A 24,122-nucleotide genomic window follows, 5' to 3' on the forward strand; every position below is an offset into this window, starting at 1 on the left:
TCTTATGGTTTATCAGCTACATGTAATCCGCATTCAGTCTTACTAGAATTTGACCAACGACCAGCACGTGAATCATTAGAATTAAATACGGGTGATGTACATGGAATGCAACCAATACTTGGATAATTTTGATCATGTAATTCATTATAAGGTAAGTCCTTATCACGTATATAAGACCATACTTCTTCTTCTGTCCAATAGATTAAGGGACACACTTTAATTGATTTAAATCTTTCATCTTTGTTAATGAAATTTGTATGTGCTCGTGTTGGTGATTGTGCTCGTCTAAGACCTGATATCCAAGCTACAGCACCAGATAATACGTCTTCTAGAGGTTTAATCTTGCGTATGTAGCAACATTGATTAGGATCATTCTTCCATAAAGCAGGATTATATTTCTCACCTTGTTCCTCTAACGTAAGTTCCGGTTTTTTCATTTTAATGCGTAATTGTGGATATTTATCTTTCACCCTATCTATTAAGTCATATGTTTCTTGAAAATGTAAATCAGTGTCTAAAAATACAATTTGTGCGTCGGGTTTAATTTGAGAAATCAAGTCAATCAAAACCATACTCTCAGCACCAAAACTGCAAGAATAAACAATATCATTTTCATAAGTTTGATATGCCCATTTTAAAATCTCATAAGCACCTTTTGTCTCATCATTAATATCTAATTCATTTATAAATGGATCGTTTTGAAAATTGTCATAAGTAATTCTTTTTATAGACATTTGTGGAGCCCCCCTATCACCTTATCAACCCATCCAAATCAACAAAACATATCAGAATTGTCAGAATAATTATGTTTAATACTTTAACTACTTTTATAACGAAAGTCAAGGTAACTCGAGAAATTATCGAAATAAAGATGAGATTAATTTAAATTTTTTGTCCTATATGCTCATAAAAAAATTTAAAGAGCCTACACATATGATATGGCAAACTCTTTAATAATTTCTTTTCCATTCGTTTATCGTGGCTTCATTCAAAATATTACAAATGAAACAAGATTATTTTATTCTTTAATTGAAACAAGATTATTTTATTCTTTAATTCAAGTATAAGACAGGCATTTATTTTAATAATTGTCTTATTAATTCCTCCATTTGGTTAGGATTATCACAAGGTAAAAATCGTTTAACAATATTTCCCTGTTGATCGACTACAAATTTAGTAAAATTCCACTTAATTTGCGAACCAAATAATCCTGGTTGTTTACATTTTAATAATGTGTACAAAGGGTGCTCATGCTCTCCATTAACGTTAATCTTAGCATGGATGGGGAAAGTAATACCAAACTTATATTTATATACGCGATAAATATCTTTGATTAATCCTGGCTCCTGATTATTAAAATCATTGCAGGGGAAGCTCAAAATCTCAAGACCATACTTATGATATTTTTTATAAAGCATTTCTAATTTATTAAATTGATCATTCAAAGTACAATTAGTTGCAGTATTTACGATAATGAGCACTTTCCCTTTATATTTTTTTAGTAAATAGGTAGAACCATCATAATTCTCTACCGCAATATCATAAATACTCATTTAGTTACACCTCTACATCATCGCCAATTTCAATAAATCTATAACGCCACTGGAAGCTCCAGGAAATGCAAAAATATTTTGATTTAAATCGTGTGCAGTAAGTTTTTGATTAATGATAAAGACTAGGAGATTAACCAAATCACCAGCGTCATTCCCATAAATCTCTGCTCCTACTAAACGTTTTTGACTATCTAATACAATTGACATTTCAGCTTCTGTTTCGTTTTGATACTCAAATACCATTTGTCTTCCGAATGGTATATCTTTAATTATATACGTATCATCTTTCTTAGCCTCGCTTACTGTGACACCTATTTGAGATAAACGAGGCAATGAATAAAGCACTGAAGGTATTGGTGGATACTGGATGGCCTCTGTATTCAATCCAAGGATATGGGCAGCGATATAATTAGACTCAAATGTAGCTGTAGGAGTAAGCTTAGGAATCATTTTATCGATAACGTCCCCACTTGCATATATATTTTTTACATTTGTTCTTAAATAATCGTCAACCTCAATACCTCTATCACTAAATTGTATACCCACTTTTTCCAAACCTATTTGCTCAACATTAGGCTTTCTACCTGTTGCATCCAGTACATAATCTGTTTCAATCATTTTTCCAGACTCAGTTTCTACTATAAAACGTTGCGCATTCGGTCTAACTGACTTGGTATTCTCACTAAAGTAAAATTTAACACCTTCATCTTTTAACTTTTGAATTAATTTATTGACGTGAGATTCGTTAAACCCTTCAAGTGCCTGATTTGTATGATGAATCACATTGACCTCTACACCAGATTTGACCATGATAGAAGCGAATTCAATACTGATAATACCTGCTCCAATAAAAGTTATACTATTCGGTAAAGATTGCATTGATAAAAATTCCCGACTATCATGCGTATATTCTTTACCTTCGATATCTAATTGATGACTATGTTGTCCAGTTGCTATAACAATATAATCTGATTGTAATGTTGTATTATTTACCTCTATTGTATGAGCATCTACAATTTTACCTTTCCCCATGATTACATCAATCCCCTGTTGTTCAAACATAGATGTGAGGGTTTCAGACATAGGATTAATGACTTGCTCTTTGTAACGCATTAAATTCTTCCAATTCACTTCTAAATTGTGACTATCAATAATATTAGGATACTGTTTGGCTTCTTCAAGCACTTCATAAGGTCCCTCTAATAAAATTTTCGCATTACAACCATAGTTAGTACATGTACCGGCGATGGTATCTTTTTCAACTATAGCTACTTGCTTACCACTTTGCTTTAATGTTAACGCAGCATGCCAAGCTGCATGACCACTTCCTAAAAATACTACATCATATTGTTTCATTAACTCTCATCCTTTCTTATTTTTCTATGAGATGTTTTAATGTTTTCTCTAGTTCTTCAAACACATACTTCGTTTCATCATACTCCGTTGTATCAAATTCTTGTGGTAAGCAACTTGAAATTGCTTCAAAAACTGCTTCTTGTTGTTGTTGTCCATTGTCAGTTAACGTAATTATCAACTGTCGTTTATCAGATTGTTGACGTTCTCTTTTAACCCATCCAGATTGCTCAAGTCTTTTTAGTAATGGAGTTAAAGTGTTACTGGATAAATCCAAATGTCTACCGATTGAATTTAATGTTTGAGGATTCTCTTCCCATAACGTCAGTAATACTAAATACTGAGAATAAGTTATACCAAACTGTTTTAACTTTTTCTCATAAAATTGAGCAAATAAACGACTTACATTATATGCTGAAAAACAAAGCTGATTCGCTAACCTCATTTGTTCTTGTTTCACATATTCACCTCTTTTCAATCGCGCGCGATTGATTATAGTGTAAAATGACTCGCACATTTTCACAATATTTATGCTCACAAATAAAATTTTCTTATTTAAACATCAACTATAAAGTTAAAAAGACTTGGAATAATACTATATTCAAGATACCCTGACCACTAATCATAGAAAAAGCCCAAGACACTCTTTGAGTTCTTAGGCTTTCCATAAGCGTTATATTTAAATTTGATTTACATTTTCAATGACGGTAACGTCTCCATTTTTAACATTAACTAACACAGAGAAGTCATTATCTTTGTTACTATCATAAATAAGCTGGCTTGAATTTCTATCATCCGGTTCATTATACATACTTAAAAATTGATCTTCTGAAATATGATTAGGTGCTACACCTACGCTAACAACTTCATTATCATCGTAGGCTACAGCTAAATCACCATATGTTTCATAACTCCACTTCAAACTTTCTACAGAACCATTGGATGTTCCAAATTTATCTTCAACTTCTTCACGTGTCATTCCATTATAAACACCTCTATATCCACTTGTTGAAGCAGACTTCATATAACCTTGATCAAAGTCATTACTAAAAACATCAATGCTTGGACCAGTAGATTGGTTTCTATTTTGATTACTTTCATTTGATTGTTGAGACTGTGTTGTTTGATGACTTTGCTCATCACTAATATAATGATTGTAAGCATAGTACGCACCATACAATAGTGCTGCTATCAACAAGACAAATATAATTGATAGTACAATCAACCAACCTGTATGTTTCTGTCCTTTATAAAATGTTGAATCATGATCTTGTCTTTCCTCACGAGAAATATACGATTGCTGTTCACGCATATGTTCAATTTGATTTTCACTTTTTCTTTGTGTCGATGTCTGTAAATGTTTTCCACATTTATTACAAAATGACTGTTCCTTTTTTACCGGATTTCCACAATGAGGGCAGAATTTCATTTATATCACCTTTCCTCTAAACGATTGTATTCCTCACGCAACTGATTCACCTGAGTTAGCCCTGCTTTCATAAGTATAAATATAAATAGCCATGCAATTATAATTAATAGAATATATTTTAAATAACCACTACTTAAAAGTGTTATTTCCGTATCCCATATTCCGTGCAATGTCACTGCCACAAAAAAGAAAAATATAAAACGTTTATCGATGATATTCGCCCATTCGAAATGGTTTGTTTCTTTCACTATTACTGCCGCAGCACCAACAATAGCTGCCCAAACGAGGTGACCGCCTAAAGCTGTCCAACCTCTTTGTATAGTAATTTCAGTAATATTATTAACTCCATCAACTAAATTAAATCCAAACCTAAAGATATAACCGGCTGATTCAAACACCGCGAACCCTGCACCAACAGCAGCACCGATAAGTAATCCATTGAGTATTTTATTTGTTTTTAAATAATTGATAAACAAAATAACAACAGTTGCTTTTCCAACCTCTTCAACAAATCCTACTATGAATGCATCTGTTATAGTCATAATTCCATAATATTGCGATTCAGTACTAAATGTAACAAATTGATATAAAATCATTGTACTAATGAGTGACAATACACCCCCAATAAAAAACATCCTCATTACATCAAAGATACTAATGTTTTTAAATGCATTAGATTCGAAGAAGAAGATTAATCCTGAAATAGGAACTAATAGTGCGCCAATAAATATCATTCCTGGTATGGCATTGGCATTACCAAATACATTTGTTAATACCCATAACGCTAAGAAAGTGATACCTAAAGCTAAAAATACACGCGAGAATACCCAAGGTCTCCCCCACTCCTCGGAAACTTCATTAATATGTGGCGTCGTACGCTTTGTTCCAGCAATAAATACATTATCCGCTTCATCTTTGGTGTGAGATTTAAACACCTCAGAAAACATATCACGCAAATTCAATTTTAAACTTTCATCATTCCCTGCTAGCCTACCTATTGATTTCGTTGTGTTATTAAATAGATGCTTGGCTTCTTCTGTTAATCGAATGCGATCTGCAGTTTCATTTTCAATTTCAGGTTTTGTGTTTGAATATGTATGTGATCCTATGTTGTCATTTGCATTTGATAATGTTTGCTGAAGAAAATGACCACAATTAATACAAAACTTATCATCGACATTTACTACTTTGTGACACTTTAGACATTGTCTTTCATGACTATTAAAAAAATGTTCAGTTTTTGTCTTTGGATTATCTAACACACTCTGTCCACAATTAACACAAAATTTATCATCCTTCTCTAAATGTGCCCCACAATTAGAACAAATCAATTCAATCCCTACTTTCAAGTTATCTCTATAAAAAAGTTGTTATCAATATTTTAAATTAATTCTCATAAAATCGCTATATTCTATGACAGATAAACTGTTAATTTTCGTATTGCAAAATAAAACGTCGATAAAAGCGACTGCTTTTATCGACGTTGCTCTTCGTATCTTATACGTTGACGATATCCATATGTGCTCTCTTTAATGAGTTCATCATTAAGTAAACCAGCTCCAATTGCACCTGCAACTGTCGAAATTGAAGCTGCAAACCATGGAATACTTAAATACAAATCAATGCCTGCAGGACCTTTTAATCCAACTTGCTGACCTAAAAATCCTGATGGCAATAATACGATTTCAGCAATTAAGAAGAGTAAATATAGAATAATATAATAAATGATAATGGCAAAAATCAATGTCATTATTGTTGTAAGATTGTATAACCAAGTAATACGCTTATGATTGCTTTTATTAACTGGTTCCCATAAATCATGTGACATCATTATCCATATTAACATTCCAATAATCGCAATAATTGAAATTCCAAATAAGCGCCACATTGAAAAGTTATAAGCCATTTGCCACATCGTTGTAAATACAAGTCCAAATGCACCTGTAGTAAATGCAATAGCTACTATATTACTTAAACTTGCCATCATATTTAATGGATTATTCGCAAAGGTCATTCCACTAACAAGACGAAACATGCCTCTAGAACGTGAACTAGATAAATATCTTAAGTGATAAGAGTCTGTTTCTTTCATATATATTGTTTCCTTGTCTATTTTAGAGAGCGGAAATTGCTTTTTCACTGAATTTTCTATTTGCTTATTATTATCATAATTACGACTTTCTTGTTCAGCTTCATTTAATTCTTGAATAATATTATAAATCGCATGCTTGAAACGTTTTTTAACTGGACGCCAGCCAAATGCAGGATATGAGAAAATAGCTGCACCATTTTCCATATTAATATCTAATGCCATCACTTGCTTGTCAGCAAACATCGGCAAATCTGTAATTGCTATCACATAATCCCATTGTCTCTTATCGTGATAATCGGCTACTTTCTCAAAAATTTCATCTACAGATTCAGCAAAACCAGTAAGCGGATCAGTAACTAAATCAAAAATCCATTCTTGCTGATAATCATAATGCGTAGATAACATTTTAGGCATTTCTTGTATAAGATTTTCTGCAAGATGTTCAGTAACACCTGGAGCGACGACTAGACCCACAGTTTTTTGATTTGTCATGCGTCATCCTCCTCTCTATGTCCTTGTTTTTTACCTTCATATTGTTCATTATTTCCATCTTTACTTGAAGTTTGTTGTTCGACATTTTGTTGTGATACATCACGAGAAGTTTCTTGTTCTTTTTGTTCTTGTTCAGCTTCTTTATAACGATGATATTGTCTATAAGAATAAGTAATACGACGTATTTTCTCTTCATTTTCAACAGTTGATCCCATAGCTCCAGCTAAAAGCCCTAATGATGATACAAACCAAATCAATCTCATATAATTTGAGAATGTAAATTGTGCTTGGGCACTCGTCCAACTATTAAATAATTCCACAGGGACAAAGAGTGTAATACTGATGATTAACAATAAATATAAAATGACATAATTTATAAGTGTAATCAAACTAAGTGTAACAAGTGTGGTTGAATTATAAATATATCGATATACACGCTGAGATTTAGCAGTTTTCTTTTCAATCAATTGATGCGCATAGAATAGCCATCCGGCCATCCCAAGTATAGCAATCACCATCAATATGATAAGTCGAAGCGGTGAATAAATCACGCTTAATTCCCATGGCATTGAAAATATGGAGACATAAGTTCCTGTTGCAAAGGCAACTGAAATGATTTTCTTAAAATTAAAGATGTTTTTCCAAGGCTGATTTGCTCGTGTCAGTCCGCCAATTAACTGAATCCAACTTATGATAAATAAAATATTAATATATCGTTGCTTTGATGTTGCGTCTTCGTCTGGTTCTACAGCCTTCACGCGTACAAAAGGATGTGGCGCATTTTTGTTTTTCGGTTGATTATAATATAATTGTTCAATCAATGAAGTCATCGTTTTAACTAGCTTGCGCTTTAAATCAATAAAACCTAGTGACGGTAATGATAGCATTGCAACATGTTTGTCACTATTAAAGTCGCTGACTACCACTTTATTATCTGAAATACTTGGCAAATCTGTCAGGCAAACAACGTAATCCCACTGATGTGCCTCTTTAATTTGTGCTGCTTTTTCAACACTTTCATGTACATCCTCTGCAGATCCTATCATGAGATCGACTTTGATTTCGAAATTCCATCGATTATGTTTAGTCCGCTTTGACAATAACTGTTTAACATTTGGAATTATATTTTTTGCATGTTGATGCGCTATACCTGGTGAAGGTATAATTCCGACTGTTTGCATCGTCGTTGTCCCTCCTTTCTAATTTTTAAATCAACTCTATTCATAGTTAAAAAGTGCACGTGATCACGCTGATAAACGTTCTTAACGTACACTTTTGTTTTGTTACTCATTAAGTTTTAATTGTAACATTTATTTTGCTAACACGAGTGGTGAGAAGATAATATAACTTACTACTACTAATGCAAGAACAATAATACCTGCAACGTAACGATATTTCCAAGGCGTCATATCTACTTTCGGTTGATGCGTGTTTAAATCAAACTCACTAGATGGTTTAACTTTGTTAAAGATCAAAATTATAATTAAATCTACAAAGAATAATACACTAAATGTGTATAGATAATTAATTTCTGTAAATACAAAGCTGATGATGGCATATAAAATTATATGTGTGAAGAGTGTCACTTTAGCGCCCAATTTAGATGTGCGTTTAGAAAAGAAAGCGACTAAAATCAAAGCTAGCACAGGCATACTATACACACCATTAAACTGTTGAACTAATGCATAAAGACCACTAGGGAATAATGAGATGACTGGTGCAAGTGCTACAACAATAACTCCAATGACTACAGTAGCAATATGGCCTACTCGAGCAATATGTTTATCTGATTTATTTTTTCCAAAAATAGGTTTATAGAAATCGAGTGTTAATAGTGTAGTTGTACTATTCAATGAGCCAACAAATGAGCTTAATATTGCACCAAAAATAACCGCACCAAATAAGCCGAATGCCCATTCTGGTAATACTGAAGTTACAAGTGCAGGGTAAGCGTTATCTGATTTATCAAGACTACCATTAAAATAGTTAAATGCTACTACACCTGGTAAGACTGTAAATAATGGTCCGAACACTTTAAATAAGCTTAAATATATTGCACCTTTTTGAGATTCTTTTAAATTTTTAGCTGCGAGTGCTTTTTGAACTATCATCTGGTTTGCGCACCGGAAGAATAAATTGTTAAAGAACATACCAAAGAATAGGGTTGGCCAAGGCACAACATCCGAGTCCACCTTACCAAAACCATTCAATTTCTCAGGTGTGTCTTGCACGATTTTGTCGAAGCCATGTAGGAAGTTGCCATCTCCTAATTGACCTAGACCTAATATTGTAATCGCAAGTCCACCTATGATTAAAGCCATGCCATAAATTGAATCACTAAAAGCACTTAACGATAAACCACCTACAAATAAGTAAATAATACCAATTATACCAATAATAGATGAAATAATGATGACAGCTGTTGAACTACTTACACCTAAATATTCATCAACTTTAAACATTTTATTAAACACTAGTGAACCAGAGTACAATACTACAGGCAAGAAAGATACGACATAGGTGAAGATAAATAAAATGGAGACAAAACGTTTAGTAAATGTATCATAACGTAATTCCAAAAACTCAGAAATTGTATTAACACCCTATTTTAAATATTTAGGAAGAAAGACCCATGCCAACAATACAACTGCTACGGCATCCGTAACTTCCCAAGCCATTACTTCCATTCCTTGTGCATAGCTTTAACCATTTTGCCCAACAATTTGTTCTGTCGACAAATTGGTCATGATAATTGTTGAAGCAACTGTAAATCCAGTAAGGCTATTTCCTCCCATAAAATAACCATCTGAACTATTCGTTTTAATTTTTCTTGATTGCAAATAGGCATAAAAAGAAATGCCACCTACGACCATAATAAATAAAATAATCGATATCCAATTCATTTAATATGTTACTCCTTTCCACTTTTGTCGATTGGATATAATTAAAATAAATCCTAAAAAACAACGATAGTGACTTATACGTAAAACAATGAATGTATCTACATCAACTTAACAACATATTATTGTAAAGTGATAAATGTTTCATATGTGAATTGGGTTTGTCATTTCGTGCACAACTCATATATAGACAGAAATATAAATTTTAAAACTTCTTTTTTGTTTTTAAAATGAATTGTACACTTTAGAACATTTTTTAATAGCGGCATTTTTCCAATATATTTTTTAAAGTATCCTTGCACTAAATTTAACTATAGAAATCACTTCATCATTTTAAAATAATAATTAAATTTTTATACTAAAAAAGCGAGACCGATTCTTTTCAGATTCGTCGTCTCGCTCCCTTGCAACTGACTATGATACGAGACAGTCAGCAACAAGCATTTTTCAATTCATTTATTTATAATAAAAGTTTCAAACATTAAAACATATGATATAAGTATCCAACCTTTAATACGTTTGTACTATTTGTATGGTTGATTATCATGATTATGGTTTTCTCGTTTATTTTGATCATTCAATGCGTGATCATGATGAGATGTTGATGGTTGACCAATATGTGGTTCGTTCATATTATATTGTTGTTGTTCACGTTTCTTTTCTTCTGGAACAACATGTGAATGTATGTCATTACTATATTGAGAATTGATTTGGTCATTTTGTGTTTGTGGTTTACGTACTAAAAGCATGATACCTGCTATTAACCATAAGACACCAGCCATAAAACTTAAAAAGAGACCAATGATTCCTGTAATAACGAGTAATATTCCTGATACTTTTGCATTTTTGCCAATTAAAATAGCTGCAACTATTGATACAATTAATAAAATGAGAAGTACAATAATTAAAACAACACCTAAACCTAACATCAAATTATAAGTTTGGTATGCTAAATCATATTCCCCCGGATTTTCTTCTATAAATCCTTGAATCATCCCATTTTTAAAATCACTTGTTTGTGTCATTATGAAAAATATGCCTATTAAAAACACATACAACAGATGTAATCCATTGCCAATCCATGAAAGTATTAATTCACCTTTACGTTGTATCATTCTTGTTCCTCCTTTTCACCTATTCATTTAATTCCCTATTTTTTAAAAATATATGCATTAAATTAGATATATTGTAATTTATATTTCTTAAAATATATAAATATTAATGCTTACCGTTTATCATCGTATAATAAATTCTAGAAGTAATCCAGTACATCATTGAATAAAAAATAATAAATACAACTATCACACCGACGTAACTTGTAGCATACAGTCCCAAGTCATACTGACCAACGATTCCTAATACAGAGTATATGATGCGAAAAGCAGCTAACGTATGTATAATTGCAACAATTACAGGAATGAGAAATACCCATATTACTTGTTTATTAATTGTTTTTTTGATTAAATTTTCATCTAATCCAAGTTGTTTCATCGTTATATATGCATCTCTATCTTCATGCCCTTCTGAAACTTGTTTATAATACATCATAAGAAATATACCTATCAATAAAACTAGAGATACAACACTTCCAACAAAAACTAAACTTGAGTTGACTTGTTTCCACATCAATAGATTTTGTTTTTTCACTTGAAATTCAATATCATGTTGAACCCCTATTTTCTTAATGCGATGATTCAACTTATCCTTTTCTTTTAATACATTAAATTCAACGGCAGTTTGTACTTGATTAGGAGTGATGATTAAATTTTCATCATTATGATTACGATATTCATTAACAATACGATCCATCAGTTGTTGTTGATTCACAATTAAAGTTATACCATCTGCATAGAGTAAGTTATCCATATTTGTAGACTCAATATATTTAACTCTGTATGTTTTCCCGAATATATTGAGCGTTTTCATTTTTTTAAATAATGACACACTTGTACTAATTGCAATTTCATCATCATTTAATTTTATTTTTTTATTGTTTTTATTGTAATCACTTTTATTATATATAGAAATAAAGGAGTTGAATTTTCGCTTATTTCCAAAATTAAATAAACCACTCGATACAGTTTGTCTTTTTAGCTTTTTATGTTTTAAGCCTCCCTGCAATTCAGCTCCCACCATACCTCGTGCATAAATTTTAAATTGACCAGTTGGAACTTCTTGGCGAATATCTTTTTTTAAATTTTCTATCTTACGTTGAATTTTGCTATTTTTATGAAAATCACCAATATAATAACCTGCGTAATCATTTTTAAATGCAAATTCAAACCTGTGATCCATATTTCTATAAGTTGAGACTGTCATACTTAACGTAACAATCAGAAATGTACACATAAATGAAATCGTAGCTAAACCAATCGCACTAGATTTTACGCGTGATTTAAGTCCTGCAATAAAGAAAAAATGATTGGGTTTATAATAATAATGATCTAATTTTTGTAACATTTCTAAAACTATTGACCCTAAGCTAACAAAAAGCAAATAGGTACCGATAAGCGTTGACAAAATCGCAAAAAATATAATCCCCAAGGAACCGATAGCCGTGTTAGGTTTTATAGCTAAATAATAGCCCATTCCTATAAAAATTAATCCTAAAATTAAAAATATTATTAACAGTACACGGGACTTTTCATGTGTCTTACTTTTATTTTTAAGCAGTAACTGTAAGGAGTTTTTAAATGATATTTTAAAATTGTTAATAACAAACAATATGATCATCAAACTGAATAGCATGGTTAATGTGATTTTCATTGACAAAACATCAAATGGATAATCTGACAACTGAGGTTGATGCGTATTAACTAGTTTATTAAATAACATAAAAAAGAGCTCACCAAATAAGTAACCTCCAACAATGCTCAATATTGCAGATATAATAAATTGAATGAGAAGTTCAATCAAGATGATGAGTCTTAGATGTTTTTTCTCCATGCCAAGAACCATATTTAAGGCAAATTCCTTTTTCCTACGATTCATAACAAAGTGATTTGCATAAATTAAAAATATGAATAATAACATCGTCATAAACACTATTCCAATCATCGCAGATATTTTTAATTCAGGATGATGCTCATTAAAATACATGTTAGTGGTTAACGATAACAATATGTATTCAATACCGAATAAAATACTTATTACGCTAATAAACGGAACAATGATATGACGTTGATTAACAAAATTTTGTTTAATCATTTTCCACAAAATCTTGAAAGTCATATTAGTCACCTACTCCATTCAATATGGCCAAATTATCGGCAATACGCTTTTGATAATCTGTTTGCGATTCTTCACCACGATAAATCTCATGATATAAACGACCATCTTTGATAAAAATGACACGGTTCGCATATGACGCGTCAATATTTGAATGTGTCACCATTAATATAGTTTGATGCTTTTGATTAATTTTTCGAAATAAACACATAAGGTTTTTAGAGGTTTTTGAATCAAGTGCACCAGTGGGTTCATCAGCTAATAATAATTTAGGTCGTGCTATCAACGCACGGGCTATAGCTATCCGTTGTCTTTGTCCCCCAGATATTTCAGACGGATATTTTTCAAGCAAGTCTTCAATTCCTAATTGTTCACTTATTTCCGTTAAGCGTTTTTGCATTATTTTCGGACGTTCATTTGCAAGTACAAGAGGCATCAAAATATTATCTTTGTTCGACATCGTATTCAACACATTAAAATCTTGAAACACAAATCCCATCATTTCTCTGCGAAAGCGTGCAATGTCTTTATGCTTCAATTGATTAAGCGGCAACCCGTCTAACTTTATTAATCCTTCAGTTGTACGATCAAAAGTAGCAATTAAATTGAGTAATGTAGATTTACCTGAACCTGACTCGCCCATGATTGCTACAAATTCATTTTCATCAATTTCAAGGTTCATTTGATTTAAAGCCGTTGTCGTGTTCATACCTCTGCCATAGACTTTTTTTACATTTTTAACCTCTAATAACACTATGCAAACTCCTTTCTCCCTTTCTACTACATCATAAAATAAAAAGAATGCCAATAACATTCATAATATCTTACAAATATCATTGGCAAACTTACAATTTTGAAAGTTTATTATTTTTCTTTAGTAAAATGTATAAAAAATACTGTCCCCTGATTCAACTCTGATTGTACAGTTACTTGTATATTTAAATGATTTGCAATGTGTTGCACTATAAATAAACCTATACCTGTTGATTGTTCATTCAATCTACCGTTAAATCCTGAGTATCCTTTATCAAAAATTTTAGGAATATCTGCTTTACTAATCCCAATACCATTATCTTTAATCTGTAGAGTTTGATTGGCAACATCAAAATCTATCCATATATCTTTACCTTTAGCATATTTTAAAGCATTATTTAAAAGTTGCTCTATCATTATAGAAGCCCATTGTGTATCGGTTAAAATGATGTCCTCACTTTTTTCATAATGGATTTGCGTCTTTTGTTCAATAAACTGAATTCTATATTTTAAAATCAACGGCCGAATCAAATCATCAACTGTCACTTTGGTAATTGTCATATCTGACTCTTCATTTAATAATTTTAAATAACTTAATGCGAGGCTTGTATAATTATCAATGTGCACAATTTCTTGTCTAACACGATTAACTACATTCTCCTCGTTTCTCTCCAAAAGTAATTGTGAGGCAGTGATAGGTGTTTTAATTTGATGTACCCATGTTAAAAAATAACTTTCAACATCATTACGATATTCAATTTGCTGATTCTTAACATGTGCTAACTCATATTCTAAATATGCCACTTTATCTTTAAGATGTTCGTTCTTTTTAAAACTTAAATACTTTATCCACCAACGTACACACATCAATAGTAATATGATACTGATTGCTAGTACGTATGCATCAAATGGTAAAGAAAATACATAAAATATAAGTGCAAAAAATAATAGAATTATTAAAATAATTGAAATCTCATTACGAATCGATTGAATATATGCAAACTTCATATGTCTCAAACCTTGTATCCTACATTTTTCTTTGTCTCAATTAAATTATCGACACCGATAGAAAGTAATTTTTTTCGTAATCTCGTCATATTTACTGCTAGCGTATTGTCATCAATAAAATTCTCAGACTCCCAACATTTCTCAATTAAAGCTGTACGACTTACATACTTATTTTCATTTTGAAATAACAATTTTAATATCTGTAACTCTGTTAAGGAAAGTTGAACATGTTCATTATCCTTGCTAAGCTTCGCCTCATCAACAATTAGTTTACAACCTTTAACAGCTATTTCATCACGAGCTATTGATAAATCATAAGTGCGACGCAATAGTGCCTGAATTTTAGCTACTGTTAAAGACAAGTTAAATGGTTTCTCGATAAAATCATCGCCACCCATTTGAATAGCCAGAATTTGATCCATATTATCTGTTCTTGAACTAATAAACATAATAGGCACATGAGATACTTTTCGTATTTCTTGGCACCAATGGAAGCCATTAAGTGTTGGTAGATTGATATCTAATAATACGAGTTGTGGTTCTACTCTGCGAAAATCTTCCATTATCTTTTCAAAATTATCAACCACATGAACCTCATAATTCCATTTAGATAGCTCATTAGCTAAACTTTCAGCAATCACTAAATCGTCTTCTACAATGAAAATCTTCATATATGTTCACCTTTCACTATCTTTTCACTCTTATTTATCATCATCTGAATTTATATTTTGCTGTTGTTCTTTGTCGACATAATCATGTTGTTGTTGTTCTACATGATTCGAATTTTGTTCTTTTGAATTTTTCTTTCTACGTTTTTCTTCTAATACGCTTAGTACAATAAACAAAATAATTAATATTGGAGATAACATTACAAATATCATTGTCTCACCTTCTCCTAGGGTCTCTAACTCCCAATAATTATGATACCTATTATAGATTATTTTACATGTTTATTAATAAGAAATACATTGACATGATGCTATTATTTTAACAATATTATCACTTTGAGAGATATAAAGGGGCATCGAATATAGAGCCATACATTTTATTTAAGTGATAAAATTTTATAATATGTAAAAATAATATTACTTTACATTATATTTACTAAAAACTAACTCTCAGTCAAAATTCGTCTTCTATACTTAAATTATCATACATATTGGGAGGCAATTTATTTATGAAATTTATGAATAAAATGGGCAAGACGACGCTTGCTTCATCAATCGTAGCAGCATCCGTTTTAAGTACAGTGAACGTATCCTATGCTTCAGGCAGCTCAGAACAAGGTGCTCAAACTAAGCAAACACAAAACGAAGCCATTGCTTTCGGCAACACAAAAAATCCAAAAAATGTCATCTTCATGGTTGGCGATGGTATGGGACCTTCTTTTAACACTGCATATCGCTATTATAAAAATAAGCCTGGTGCTAAGAAAATGACTCCAACCGCTTTTGATAAATATCTAAAAGGAACAAATCGTACTTATTCTAATGATCCTAAAGAAAATGTTACAGACTCTGCTGCTGGAGGAACAGCTTTTAGTACCGGTCACAAAACATATAACGGTGCAATTAGTGTTGATACAAATAAAAAACCAATTAAATCTGTGCTAGAACAAGCTAAAGAACAAGGAAAATCAACTGGTTTAGTAACTACTGCTGAACTTACTGATGCAACACCTGCTGTATATGCTGCTCATATAGATTCACGCGATAAAAAAGATGAAATTGCACAGCAATTTTATAATGATAAAATAAATGGCAAACATAAAGTCGATGTGATGTTAGGTGGCGGAGCAAAATACTTCGGTAAAGAAAATAAAAATTTAGCGAAAAAATTCAAAAAAGACGGTTATGATATCGTTTCTAATAAAGATGAATTAAATCAATCACAAAGCAAGCAAGTCTTAGGTACTTTCTCAGAAAAAGATATGCCATTACAAATAGATGCACCACAATCTAATCCGTTGCTAGTAGACATGCAAAATAGTGCACTAAATAAATTAAGTAAAAATAATAAGGGATTCTTTTTAATGGTTGAGGGTGCCTCAATTGATAAAGCTGCCCACCCTAATGATATCACTGGTGTGATGTCTGAAATGTCTGGTTTCGAAACAGCTTTTGATAATGCTATTAATTATGCAAAGACACATAAAGATACACTTGTTGTAGCAACTGCAGACCACTCAACTGGTGGTCTATCAACCGCAAAAGGTAAAGATTATAAATGGAATCCAGAGGCTATTCACAAGATGAAACATTCTGGAATGTATATGACAAAACAAATCGCTGATGGAAAAGATCCTGAAAAAGTAATTAAAGATGGATACGGCATTGATTTTCCAAACAAACAACTCGATAAAGTCAAAAAAGCAGCAGACGACCTTCACAAACTACAAAAAGAAGGTAAAGATGACAAAGACGAAAAAGTTGTAGAACAAACAACAAAATTACAAAATGCAATTCAAAAACCAATTAACGATGCTTCACACACAGGTTGGACAACCAATGGCCATACAGGTGTAGATGTTAACACATATGCATATGGGCCAGGTTCTCATAAATTCAAAGGGAATATGGAAAATACCCAAAACGCTAAAAACATATTTGACTTTTTCGGAAACAATGTAACATCAAATCAAAATTAGTTATAAAGTTTAAATTTAATATAATAAGAAAGGGGCAGTCGTCGTTATGACCACTGTCCCTTTATCATGTACATAATATATTTTATATACATAAGATGTAATAACTATTAAATATAAATCGCTTATAATTCTGCATTCGACATTGTGTTCTTTTTGATTTGATGCTTTTTAAAAAGTTGGAACCCTACTGCGCTTCCAATAACGAACGTTGATGCTACTGTTACTCCAATTGTTACACGATTAGACATATTCTTTTCATCTTTCACATTTTTTTGCTGTGCTAAACGTGCCATCTTATTTTTAAAAATATTCATAACAGTCTTGTGTGCTTTAGCTTGAGTTAGTTTATATACTACCCAAGGTAATGTAGGTTCATATTCTTGTAAAGCAATAATACCATCATTGGTGTTTCTTATTCTTCGGAATTCAAAGCGTGCATTTCCACCATCATTTGAATGTGCTAAATCGCCACCCACAATATTATATACCACCATATCTTCTGTAGAGTTAGCTTCATCACGTTCCATTTTTAAAATAAATTTATTAATGCAGGGCAAATTCATATTAAATTCTCGCTCATTTATCGTACCTTTAACGAGATGTAGTGTGATATTATTGATGAATTTTGCATATTCTTTAGTCACATCTTCAATCGAATAACCTTCCGGAATTTTAAACCGTGTAATGGCTCGTACATCTTTAATTTCTTGATGCATACGCCCAAATGATTGAGAATTTTTCGAATCCGACTTTTTCTTAGAAGTCTTTTGTTCTTCTCTTAGTGCTCTTCTCACACTATCTTCAAAGGTGATATTTCCTACGGACAAGTTAGACACAACGCGTTTTCGATGTGGTACCATATCGTGAATCAAACTATTCATTAATGGATATACCATTTCTTTCGGTACATTTGAAATCAGTTGTACCCAATAACGACTTACGATAATGGGTATAATAGGTAAATCAAGCATAGGTAGTCGCTTATCAAGTACGTTAGCTGTGCGCTGTATCAGCGTTTTATAATTCATCACTTCAGGACCTGTGATATCAATTGCTTCGTTATCTTTGGGTGTTCGATTCACCAATGCTGCTAAACCATCTATCACATCGTCAATGGCAACAGGTGCAATTTTATTGTAAGCCCAACTAGGCAAAACCATTGCTGGCAATCTCTCAACTAGTCTTTTAAGAATTGGATAAGAACTTCCTTTTGCACCAATAATTAAACCTGCACGTAATGTGCTAACTGGTATACCGTAATCACCAAGAATTTTTTCACATTCAAGTCGACTTCTTAAATGCGCAGATAGCTCATCATTTTCTGGTATTAAACCACTCATGTAGACAATATGCTTAACACCCTGCTTTTGAGCCGCACGCGCAAAATTATCCGCTAATAATGCATCCATATCTTCGAAGCTAGCCTGCGTTAATTTTGCTGATGGCATCATAGAGTGTACTAAATAAATCGCTGTATCTACATCTTTCATTACTTTTGTAATTTCGTCCAAATCAAATAAGTCTGCTGACTTCCACGTGACATTTTCTTCATCCGTTTTATTATGAGTATTTCTCGATATAGCTATCACTTCATGATCTTTTTTTAATTTATTCTTGAGATGACTACCAATATAACCTGATGCACCAGTTAGTAAAATTTTAGACATATACTCCCCCTTAGAATGTGTTTTAATGTTCTAGAAAAATAGTTAGATTGTATACTTATTAAATTTGTATTGGTTATCATTGCTATATGTTAAATGTTTACCCAAAAATATGAAACTGAGACAAGATTCACATGATTCTTGTCTCAAAGTATCCATACTTATATTATTTCCCAGTAAATAACAACTTTCTTTAAGAAATCTGTTGTTTGCAGATTGATGAACGTGGATATTCTGGTTTCCCAAGAATTTCAGTTATTAACTTTTCACTGCTTTTCGAACTATCTTGTTTCATCAAACGATGAACCACTTTTGAATAATTTATATAATCAGTGCTACAAATTTGTTTAGCTAACATGCGTTCATTTAAAGAGGCTTTAAGAAAATCACCCACTTCAAACAAATCAAAATAAAAACCAACACTTTGTTTATATTGTTGCTCGTCTTCTTGAAGAATAAACACCGGCTTGTTTAAATGTATATAGTCAAAAATGGTCGACGAGTAATCTGTAATCATACATTCACTCAGAATATACAGTTCTTGAATATCAACAAGTTCATTGAAATAACAGTGAATTCGATTATCTATTTGATTATATCTAGTTCTTAAATGACTTTCATTAGGATGGAGTTTCACAATAATCTCGTAATTCTCTGGTAAATATTTAAGTAAATCTTTTAAATTAATCTGAGTGACTTCTTTTCTTTGATTTCCCCTCCAAGTGGGACAATATAATATATATTTTTTATCATCATCTATCTTATACATATATTTAAGCTGTAACTGCTGGCGCTCTTGTAAATTATTATTATTTATTAAATATTCATTCTTAGGTGCGCCGTATTCTAGAACTTTAAGATTTGGATTTTTATTTAGCATAAAGGCTGATTCTAACAACGTCGTATTAATATCTGATGATGTCAAAATATAATCCCATTTTTTCATGCGTGGTATGAATGCCTCTAGTTGTTGTTGTCTTTCATGCTGTTCATTTAAATCATTAACCATTTTCTTTAATGGAAAACCGTGCCACGTTTGAATAAATATCTGATCTGAAGACTTGTACACTTTATCCCATGAGTTACCATTGATAAAAACATACTTACACTTTCTAAACGTTTTAATATACTTCTCGCTTCCAAATCTAACGGGTGTAAAACCGTAACGTTTGATTTCCATATCAACAAGTGAATTGGTTGAACTCACATATCTTTTTTTATGAGCATACTGTCTCTTAATAGCGAGAGCAATATATTTAGGATCTCCACTGAAATTCTTACCATGGAAAGACTCTATAAATATTGAGTCTGCGTCTACAGGTATTTGATTTAAATTTTTGATATAGCTCATATGCTTTCTTTTTTCATAGTACGTTTTACATTTATTAAATAAATATTTATTTTTTCTAATTAAATTCATCCAACGACTTTCTTTTAAACGACTTGCTATATCTATTTGTTTTTCACTAACGAGATGTTGATGAATTTTCTTCACTTTTACATGTTGAGATGAAGAAAAAGTTTCAACATGATTTAAAAATTCCTGTCCATAGTTAATGCATTTAAACGTACTTTCCAACTGTCGATAATCTTTTTGTCGATCACAGTGACTATATTTATAGTCTAGAAAGTCTTTAATTATTTTACTATCTTTAATCATATCTTTGGTTAAAAAACGTATCGCTTCATATGGTGCATAGATATCCTTTAACACGTTATCATCACCATAGTAAACTAGAGCTTTATTCCCCTGTGCAATCGTTTCTAATATAGAATAGCCGAGTGTTTCATATGGTGAACTAGATATATAAATATAACTCTGTGGTTCTTTTTCATTAATATGAATATAATCATTAAGATGATAGTAATTTATCAAATTTTTGTAAAGCATTTCTGAAGGACCATATCCTATTAAATAAAGTTGAGCATCGTCAACAATTTGGTTTTTAATGATGTAATTAAACAATTTAATAATATATGAAATATCTTTAACTTCGTCCTCAAAACGTGCTTTAATTAAAAAATTTCGTTTAGTATTTATTGGCTCTGATTTTAAATCGATATGTTGTGCATTTACGTATTGATTAAAAACCCGATGATAGTCATATTTAGCTATAAACTCATTTTTGATTCTAGCTGTACTCACTCGAACACAATCAATACAGTCTAATGCTAAATCTATATTCTCATTAATATATTCCAATGGACCATGTATTTCACCAACAATCTTAATCTTGCTATTTAATTTTTTAACTAAATATGCATGATTAAAAAAGGTTTCTCTAGTAATTATAAGTAGGTCTCCATGAGCAAGTTCTTTTCCACTATTAAATTGATAAATATGAAGATGCTTTGTGCTCAACCCTTCGTAAATAATTAGTTTTGTGATATCACTTTTATTATAGTTCTTATAATTAAAGTAGTGTACCTCATGTCCAATTTCTAATAAGCTTTTCACTAAGTTAATATTACTTCTTGATGTTCCGCCCTTGGCGAAGATATTATATCCAAATATGTTAATCTTCATTTAATATCTCACTTCCCAAATACATTAAATTATTTCATCTTTAATATGTAGAACTCGCGAAAGATATTATACTTAATATTTGGAATTTTATCTACTTTGTATATAATTAAAATAATTTTGAATTTTAAAATTAAAAAAGACACGACATGGTCGCAATCGACCTAGTCGTGTCTTCATATAATTATCATTAGTGAATCTTAATATTCAATGTTTGGAGCTTGGTTTACATGATTTTGGTATTTTTTGAAACCATAGAACGCTGCACCAGCTAATGCTAAAATAACTGCTAATTTTTTCATCTTAATAACACTCCTTTCAAAGATGCGGTTCTTGAACAAACAAAATGTTCAATAGTTAATTACTATTATACACGTTTTATAGTTATTTTTAAAAACTTGAATTTCAAATTAACGTAATTTTTCCCTTATTTTCTAAAATTCATTATTAATTTTGAAACTACATAGATTTATTTTACAACTTAAGTTACGATTTATTCTTATACCATTTCAAATCAAATTGTTACTCTTACCATAGATTAAGAACTATAAAATATAACATAATCTTAAAACATCTCGTTCTTATCAAGATTTTTTAAGTAAGATATTGTTGTTTATCATTTATTAAAAATATTTTATGAATACGTTTGATTGATACCTTCATACAATGCATTAATAAATGCCTCCATTGTGGGTGTCCAATTTTCTTTGTTGGTACGATTTTTTGTACTAGTATCTCCATTTTTAAAGAATACTTTTCTTAAAGCAGTCGTTAATTCTAACTGAACGCCAGTGTTATTGTCTTCTCTATTAATGAAGTTTTTATTATTTTGACCGCCTAGATACTCTGGTGGAACTTTAACAGTAAATCCACGTCCAACAAGTTGCTTCTCTATAGCATTTCTCAAATCTGAACGAGGTCCGCCAAGATAGATAATCTCCTCAGTACCTGATGCGCCATGAATTGAAACAGTTGCAGTACGGTTTTTAATCATTTGATTTAATGTCGGATCATCATAATGAGTAGACGTAACATGTAATTCAGAGTTATTTTTAGGTCTAATGCCTTCAAATGAATAATAATCATAATTCCCTTTATCCGCTAATGCTTTAGTTAATTCTGTTGTACCTTGTTCAATACTTCCACCATGTGGAGCAACAATGAGTACTTGATTCCCAGTGTTTTTTGTATCTTTTCTCCAGTCTACACCTTCAGTTGTTTCTTTTTCTAACTGTGTCATCGATTGATATTTATCTGTTTTACGTTCAGCAGGTGCCACTCCCACTAATTCTTTACTACTACTGATTTTAGAAGTAGGTGACGTTGAAAGTTGCTTTGCTTTTGTAGTTGTACTAACTTGAGTCGTTAAAGTAGGTTGTGCCTTTGTCGTAGAGGATTGAACTGTTTTAGATTTTGTTGATACTGACGGTGATTTTGTTTTACTAAGTTGTGTAGTGTTTTTTTTAACTGAAGTTGTATGACTTTTAGTTGATTGTTGTGTTTTTGTTGATATTTTAGCTTTAGAAGTTGGCGACACAGTAGTTGCTTTATGAGAAGTTGTGCGTTTCACAGAAGTAGGCATTGTTTTTGAACGTGTTGAAGTTGTTGAACTCTTACGAATGGTAGGCTGAGTCTTGGTTGTTGTACGCGTTTTATTTAATGTTGTAGATTTTTTGACTGTTGTAGTTTTTTTAGTTGATGACGTTTTGGGTGATATAGCTCTTTTTGTTGATGTAGCTCTAGATTTAACAACCGTATCTTTAACTGAACGTTTAAAATTGGACGTCGTCTTTTGAGTTGGAGATGTCTTAGTTACATGTGTTTGTTGCGTTTTCGTACTTGCATCAGCATACTGATTAAATGAACCTATTGTCCCTACTCCAATAAATACGGTAACGAAACTTAGCGTCACTTTCTTCATTGAAAAGAACCGTGAAATACTTTTGACTTTCATATCAATTCTCCTTATGAATTATTAATATAAAAATTATACTAACTTATTTGTGCAAAAAATCAATATTTTTTATTAAGTTGTGGAATGTTTTTTATCATATCAATATTTTTAAAATATTGATATTACTAAATATTTTCACTAAAAAATTTTTTAAACAAAAACAAAGAGTTTAAGATACAAATCCTTAAAAAAGCAATAAGATATTTTCAATTGAAAGTTATCTTACTGCCATTCTCTATTTATGCAATATTTCATATTGAATGACTCACTTTCCTAGTGTGCCATCTCAATCTCTTTCAACAATTAGCACTACTTGCTTAGGAGTCTCGGCATAAATACTACGTATTAACATGCAATTTCGCTTTTAAATACTTAAAAAAGTAAGACACCTTCATATAATTTAATAAATACCACCAAATTAAATTAACAGAGTGCTTACGTATAAAAATTATAACAAGCCTCAACTTAAAAACTTACGCTATCAATGAGAAGTTATGTTAGAACTGCTCAAAATAATATTTCGCG

General features: G+C 31.4%; 19 protein-coding genes and 1 pseudogene. 1 reads left to right on the top strand and 19 read right to left on the bottom strand.

The genetic code is table 11. The features are described 5' to 3' along the window. Positions 1-2: 2 nt before the first annotated feature. The 15 genes and pseudogenes from HMPREF3241_RS09630 to HMPREF3241_RS09700 form a co-directional block, all read right to left on the bottom strand. Positions 3-734 (bottom strand): phosphoadenylyl-sulfate reductase, encoded by a 732-nt coding sequence (locus tag HMPREF3241_RS09630; RefSeq protein WP_002458282.1) that lies wholly within the window; start codon positions 732-734, stop codon positions 3-5. Between the two features lie 342 nt (positions 735-1,076). Beyond that, a complete protein-coding gene (locus HMPREF3241_RS09635; RefSeq protein WP_002447025.1) occupies positions 1,077-1,553 on the bottom strand; it encodes a glutathione peroxidase in 477 nt (158 codons plus the stop codon). Between the two features lie 12 nt (positions 1,554-1,565). After that, a complete protein-coding gene (locus tag HMPREF3241_RS09640) occupies positions 1,566-2,909 on the bottom strand; it encodes a dihydrolipoyl dehydrogenase family protein (RefSeq protein ID WP_002447024.1) in 1,344 nt (447 codons plus the stop codon). A 16-nt stretch (positions 2,910-2,925) separates the two neighbouring features. Beyond that, a complete protein-coding gene (locus tag HMPREF3241_RS09645) occupies positions 2,926-3,366 on the bottom strand; it encodes a MarR family winged helix-turn-helix transcriptional regulator (protein WP_002475659.1) in 441 nt (146 codons plus the stop codon). A gap of 219 nt (positions 3,367-3,585) precedes the next feature. Continuing rightward, on the bottom strand, positions 3,586-4,335 hold the full coding sequence (locus HMPREF3241_RS09650) for a zinc-ribbon domain-containing protein (protein WP_002447022.1): 750 nt from the start codon (positions 4,333-4,335) through the stop codon (positions 3,586-3,588). A gap of 5 nt (positions 4,336-4,340) precedes the next feature. After that, a complete protein-coding gene (locus tag HMPREF3241_RS09655; RefSeq protein ID WP_070853628.1) occupies positions 4,341-5,666 on the bottom strand; it encodes a PrsW family glutamic-type intramembrane protease in 1,326 nt (441 codons plus the stop codon). A gap of 143 nt (positions 5,667-5,809) precedes the next feature. Continuing rightward, positions 5,810-6,919, bottom strand: a complete 1,110-nt coding sequence (locus HMPREF3241_RS09660) for a 5,10-methylene-tetrahydrofolate dehydrogenase (RefSeq protein ID WP_070592532.1) — start codon at positions 6,917-6,919, stop codon at positions 5,810-5,812. Next, the gene (locus HMPREF3241_RS09665; protein WP_058703140.1) at positions 6,916-8,100 is read right to left on the bottom strand and encodes a hypothetical protein; all 1,185 of its coding nucleotides are present in this window, start codon (positions 8,098-8,100) and stop codon (positions 6,916-6,918) included. The genes HMPREF3241_RS09660 and HMPREF3241_RS09665 overlap by 4 nt, the downstream gene beginning before the upstream one ends. 129 nt (positions 8,101-8,229) lie before the next feature. Continuing rightward, positions 8,230-9,822 (bottom strand): annotated as a pseudogene (locus HMPREF3241_RS09670) (solute:sodium symporter family transporter). 521 nt (positions 9,823-10,343) lie between these two features. After that, positions 10,344-10,934, bottom strand: a complete 591-nt coding sequence (locus HMPREF3241_RS09675; protein WP_020363892.1) for a DUF4064 domain-containing protein — start codon at positions 10,932-10,934, stop codon at positions 10,344-10,346. Positions 10,935-11,037: 103 nt separating this feature from the next. Then, complete coding sequence (locus HMPREF3241_RS09680) at positions 11,038-13,050, bottom strand: FtsX-like permease family protein (protein ID WP_002495980.1); 2,013 nt, start codon at positions 13,048-13,050, stop codon at positions 11,038-11,040. 1 nt (position 13,051) lies between these two features. Further along, entirely contained in the window at positions 13,052-13,801 is a 750-nt protein-coding gene (locus HMPREF3241_RS09685) for an ABC transporter ATP-binding protein (RefSeq protein WP_002458292.1), read from the bottom strand. A gap of 110 nt (positions 13,802-13,911) precedes the next feature. Continuing rightward, on the bottom strand, positions 13,912-14,808 hold the full coding sequence (locus tag HMPREF3241_RS09690) for a sensor histidine kinase (RefSeq protein ID WP_002458293.1): 897 nt from the start codon (positions 14,806-14,808) through the stop codon (positions 13,912-13,914). Positions 14,809-14,813: 5 nt separating this feature from the next. Then, a complete protein-coding gene (locus HMPREF3241_RS09695) occupies positions 14,814-15,479 on the bottom strand; it encodes a response regulator transcription factor (protein WP_070853629.1) in 666 nt (221 codons plus the stop codon). A gap of 30 nt (positions 15,480-15,509) precedes the next feature. Beyond that, positions 15,510-15,689 (bottom strand): hypothetical protein, encoded by a 180-nt coding sequence (locus tag HMPREF3241_RS09700; protein WP_070853630.1) that lies wholly within the window; start codon positions 15,687-15,689, stop codon positions 15,510-15,512. A gap of 296 nt (positions 15,690-15,985) precedes the next feature. Here HMPREF3241_RS09700 and HMPREF3241_RS09705 point away from each other — a divergent pair, with 296 nt between their 5' ends. Beyond that, a complete protein-coding gene (locus tag HMPREF3241_RS09705) occupies positions 15,986-17,455 on the top strand; it encodes an alkaline phosphatase (protein WP_070853631.1) in 1,470 nt (489 codons plus the stop codon). 122 nt (positions 17,456-17,577) lie between these two features. Here the strand turns inward: HMPREF3241_RS09705 and HMPREF3241_RS09710 are convergent, their stop codons facing one another. The 4 genes from HMPREF3241_RS09710 to HMPREF3241_RS09725 all read right to left on the bottom strand — a co-directional run bounded on the left by HMPREF3241_RS09710 (position 17,578) and on the right by HMPREF3241_RS09725 (position 23,597). Continuing rightward, positions 17,578-19,122 carry an NAD(P)H-binding protein gene (locus HMPREF3241_RS09710; protein ID WP_070853632.1) on the bottom strand — a complete coding sequence of 515 codons (1,545 nt, stop codon included), beginning with the start codon at positions 19,120-19,122 and terminating at the stop codon, positions 17,578-17,580. 190 nt (positions 19,123-19,312) lie between these two features. Continuing rightward, positions 19,313-21,646, bottom strand: a complete 2,334-nt coding sequence (locus HMPREF3241_RS09715; RefSeq protein ID WP_070853633.1) for a CDP-glycerol glycerophosphotransferase family protein — start codon at positions 21,644-21,646, stop codon at positions 19,313-19,315. A gap of 197 nt (positions 21,647-21,843) precedes the next feature. After that, on the bottom strand, positions 21,844-21,945 hold the full coding sequence (locus tag HMPREF3241_RS09720) for an SE2200 family small protein (protein WP_002437978.1): 102 nt from the start codon (positions 21,943-21,945) through the stop codon (positions 21,844-21,846). 332 nt (positions 21,946-22,277) lie between these two features. Beyond that, the gene (locus HMPREF3241_RS09725; protein ID WP_070853634.1) at positions 22,278-23,597 is read right to left on the bottom strand and encodes a poly-gamma-glutamate hydrolase family protein; all 1,320 of its coding nucleotides are present in this window, start codon (positions 23,595-23,597) and stop codon (positions 22,278-22,280) included. Between the last annotated feature and the right edge of the window lie 525 nt (positions 23,598-24,122).

Source organism: Staphylococcus sp. HMSC34G04, from assembly GCF_001838765.1.
Classification (GTDB): domain Bacteria; phylum Bacillota; class Bacilli; order Staphylococcales; family Staphylococcaceae; genus Staphylococcus; species Staphylococcus epidermidis.

Excerpts from the sequence above, each read along its gene's own strand:
- HMPREF3241_RS09630 (WP_002458282.1), bottom strand. The coding sequence starts at position 734 with ATGTCTATAAAAAGAATTACTTATGACAATTTTCAAAACGATCCATTT.
- HMPREF3241_RS09635 (WP_002447025.1), bottom strand. The coding sequence starts at position 1,553 with ATGAGTATTTATGATATTGCGGTAGAGAATTATGATGGTTCTACCTAT.
- HMPREF3241_RS09640 (WP_002447024.1), bottom strand. The coding sequence starts at position 2,909 with ATGAAACAATATGATGTAGTATTTTTAGGAAGTGGTCATGCAGCTTGG.
- HMPREF3241_RS09650 (WP_002447022.1), bottom strand. The coding sequence starts at position 4,335 with ATGAAATTCTGCCCTCATTGTGGAAATCCGGTAAAAAAGGAACAGTCA.
- HMPREF3241_RS09660 (WP_070592532.1), bottom strand. The coding sequence starts at position 6,919 with ATGACAAATCAAAAAACTGTGGGTCTAGTCGTCGCTCCAGGTGTTACT.
- HMPREF3241_RS09665 (WP_058703140.1), bottom strand. The coding sequence starts at position 8,100 with ATGCAAACAGTCGGAATTATACCTTCACCAGGTATAGCGCATCAACAT.
- HMPREF3241_RS09675 (WP_020363892.1), bottom strand. The coding sequence starts at position 10,934 with ATGATACAACGTAAAGGTGAATTAATACTTTCATGGATTGGCAATGGA.
- HMPREF3241_RS09680 (WP_002495980.1), bottom strand. The coding sequence starts at position 13,050 with ATGACTTTCAAGATTTTGTGGAAAATGATTAAACAAAATTTTGTTAAT.
- HMPREF3241_RS09690 (WP_002458293.1), bottom strand. The coding sequence starts at position 14,808 with ATGAAGTTTGCATATATTCAATCGATTCGTAATGAGATTTCAATTATT.
- HMPREF3241_RS09695 (WP_070853629.1), bottom strand. The coding sequence starts at position 15,479 with ATGAAGATTTTCATTGTAGAAGACGATTTAGTGATTGCTGAAAGTTTA.
- HMPREF3241_RS09700 (WP_070853630.1), bottom strand. The coding sequence starts at position 15,689 with ATGATATTTGTAATGTTATCTCCAATATTAATTATTTTGTTTATTGTA.
- HMPREF3241_RS09705 (WP_070853631.1), top strand. The coding sequence starts at position 15,986 with ATGAAATTTATGAATAAAATGGGCAAGACGACGCTTGCTTCATCAATC.
- HMPREF3241_RS09710 (WP_070853632.1), bottom strand. The coding sequence starts at position 19,122 with ATGTCTAAAATTTTACTAACTGGTGCATCAGGTTATATTGGTAGTCAT.
- HMPREF3241_RS09715 (WP_070853633.1), bottom strand. The coding sequence starts at position 21,646 with ATGAAGATTAACATATTTGGATATAATATCTTCGCCAAGGGCGGAACA.
- HMPREF3241_RS09720 (WP_002437978.1), bottom strand. The coding sequence starts at position 21,945 with ATGAAAAAATTAGCAGTTATTTTAGCATTAGCTGGTGCAGCGTTCTAT.
- HMPREF3241_RS09725 (WP_070853634.1), bottom strand. The coding sequence starts at position 23,597 with ATGAAAGTCAAAAGTATTTCACGGTTCTTTTCAATGAAGAAAGTGACG.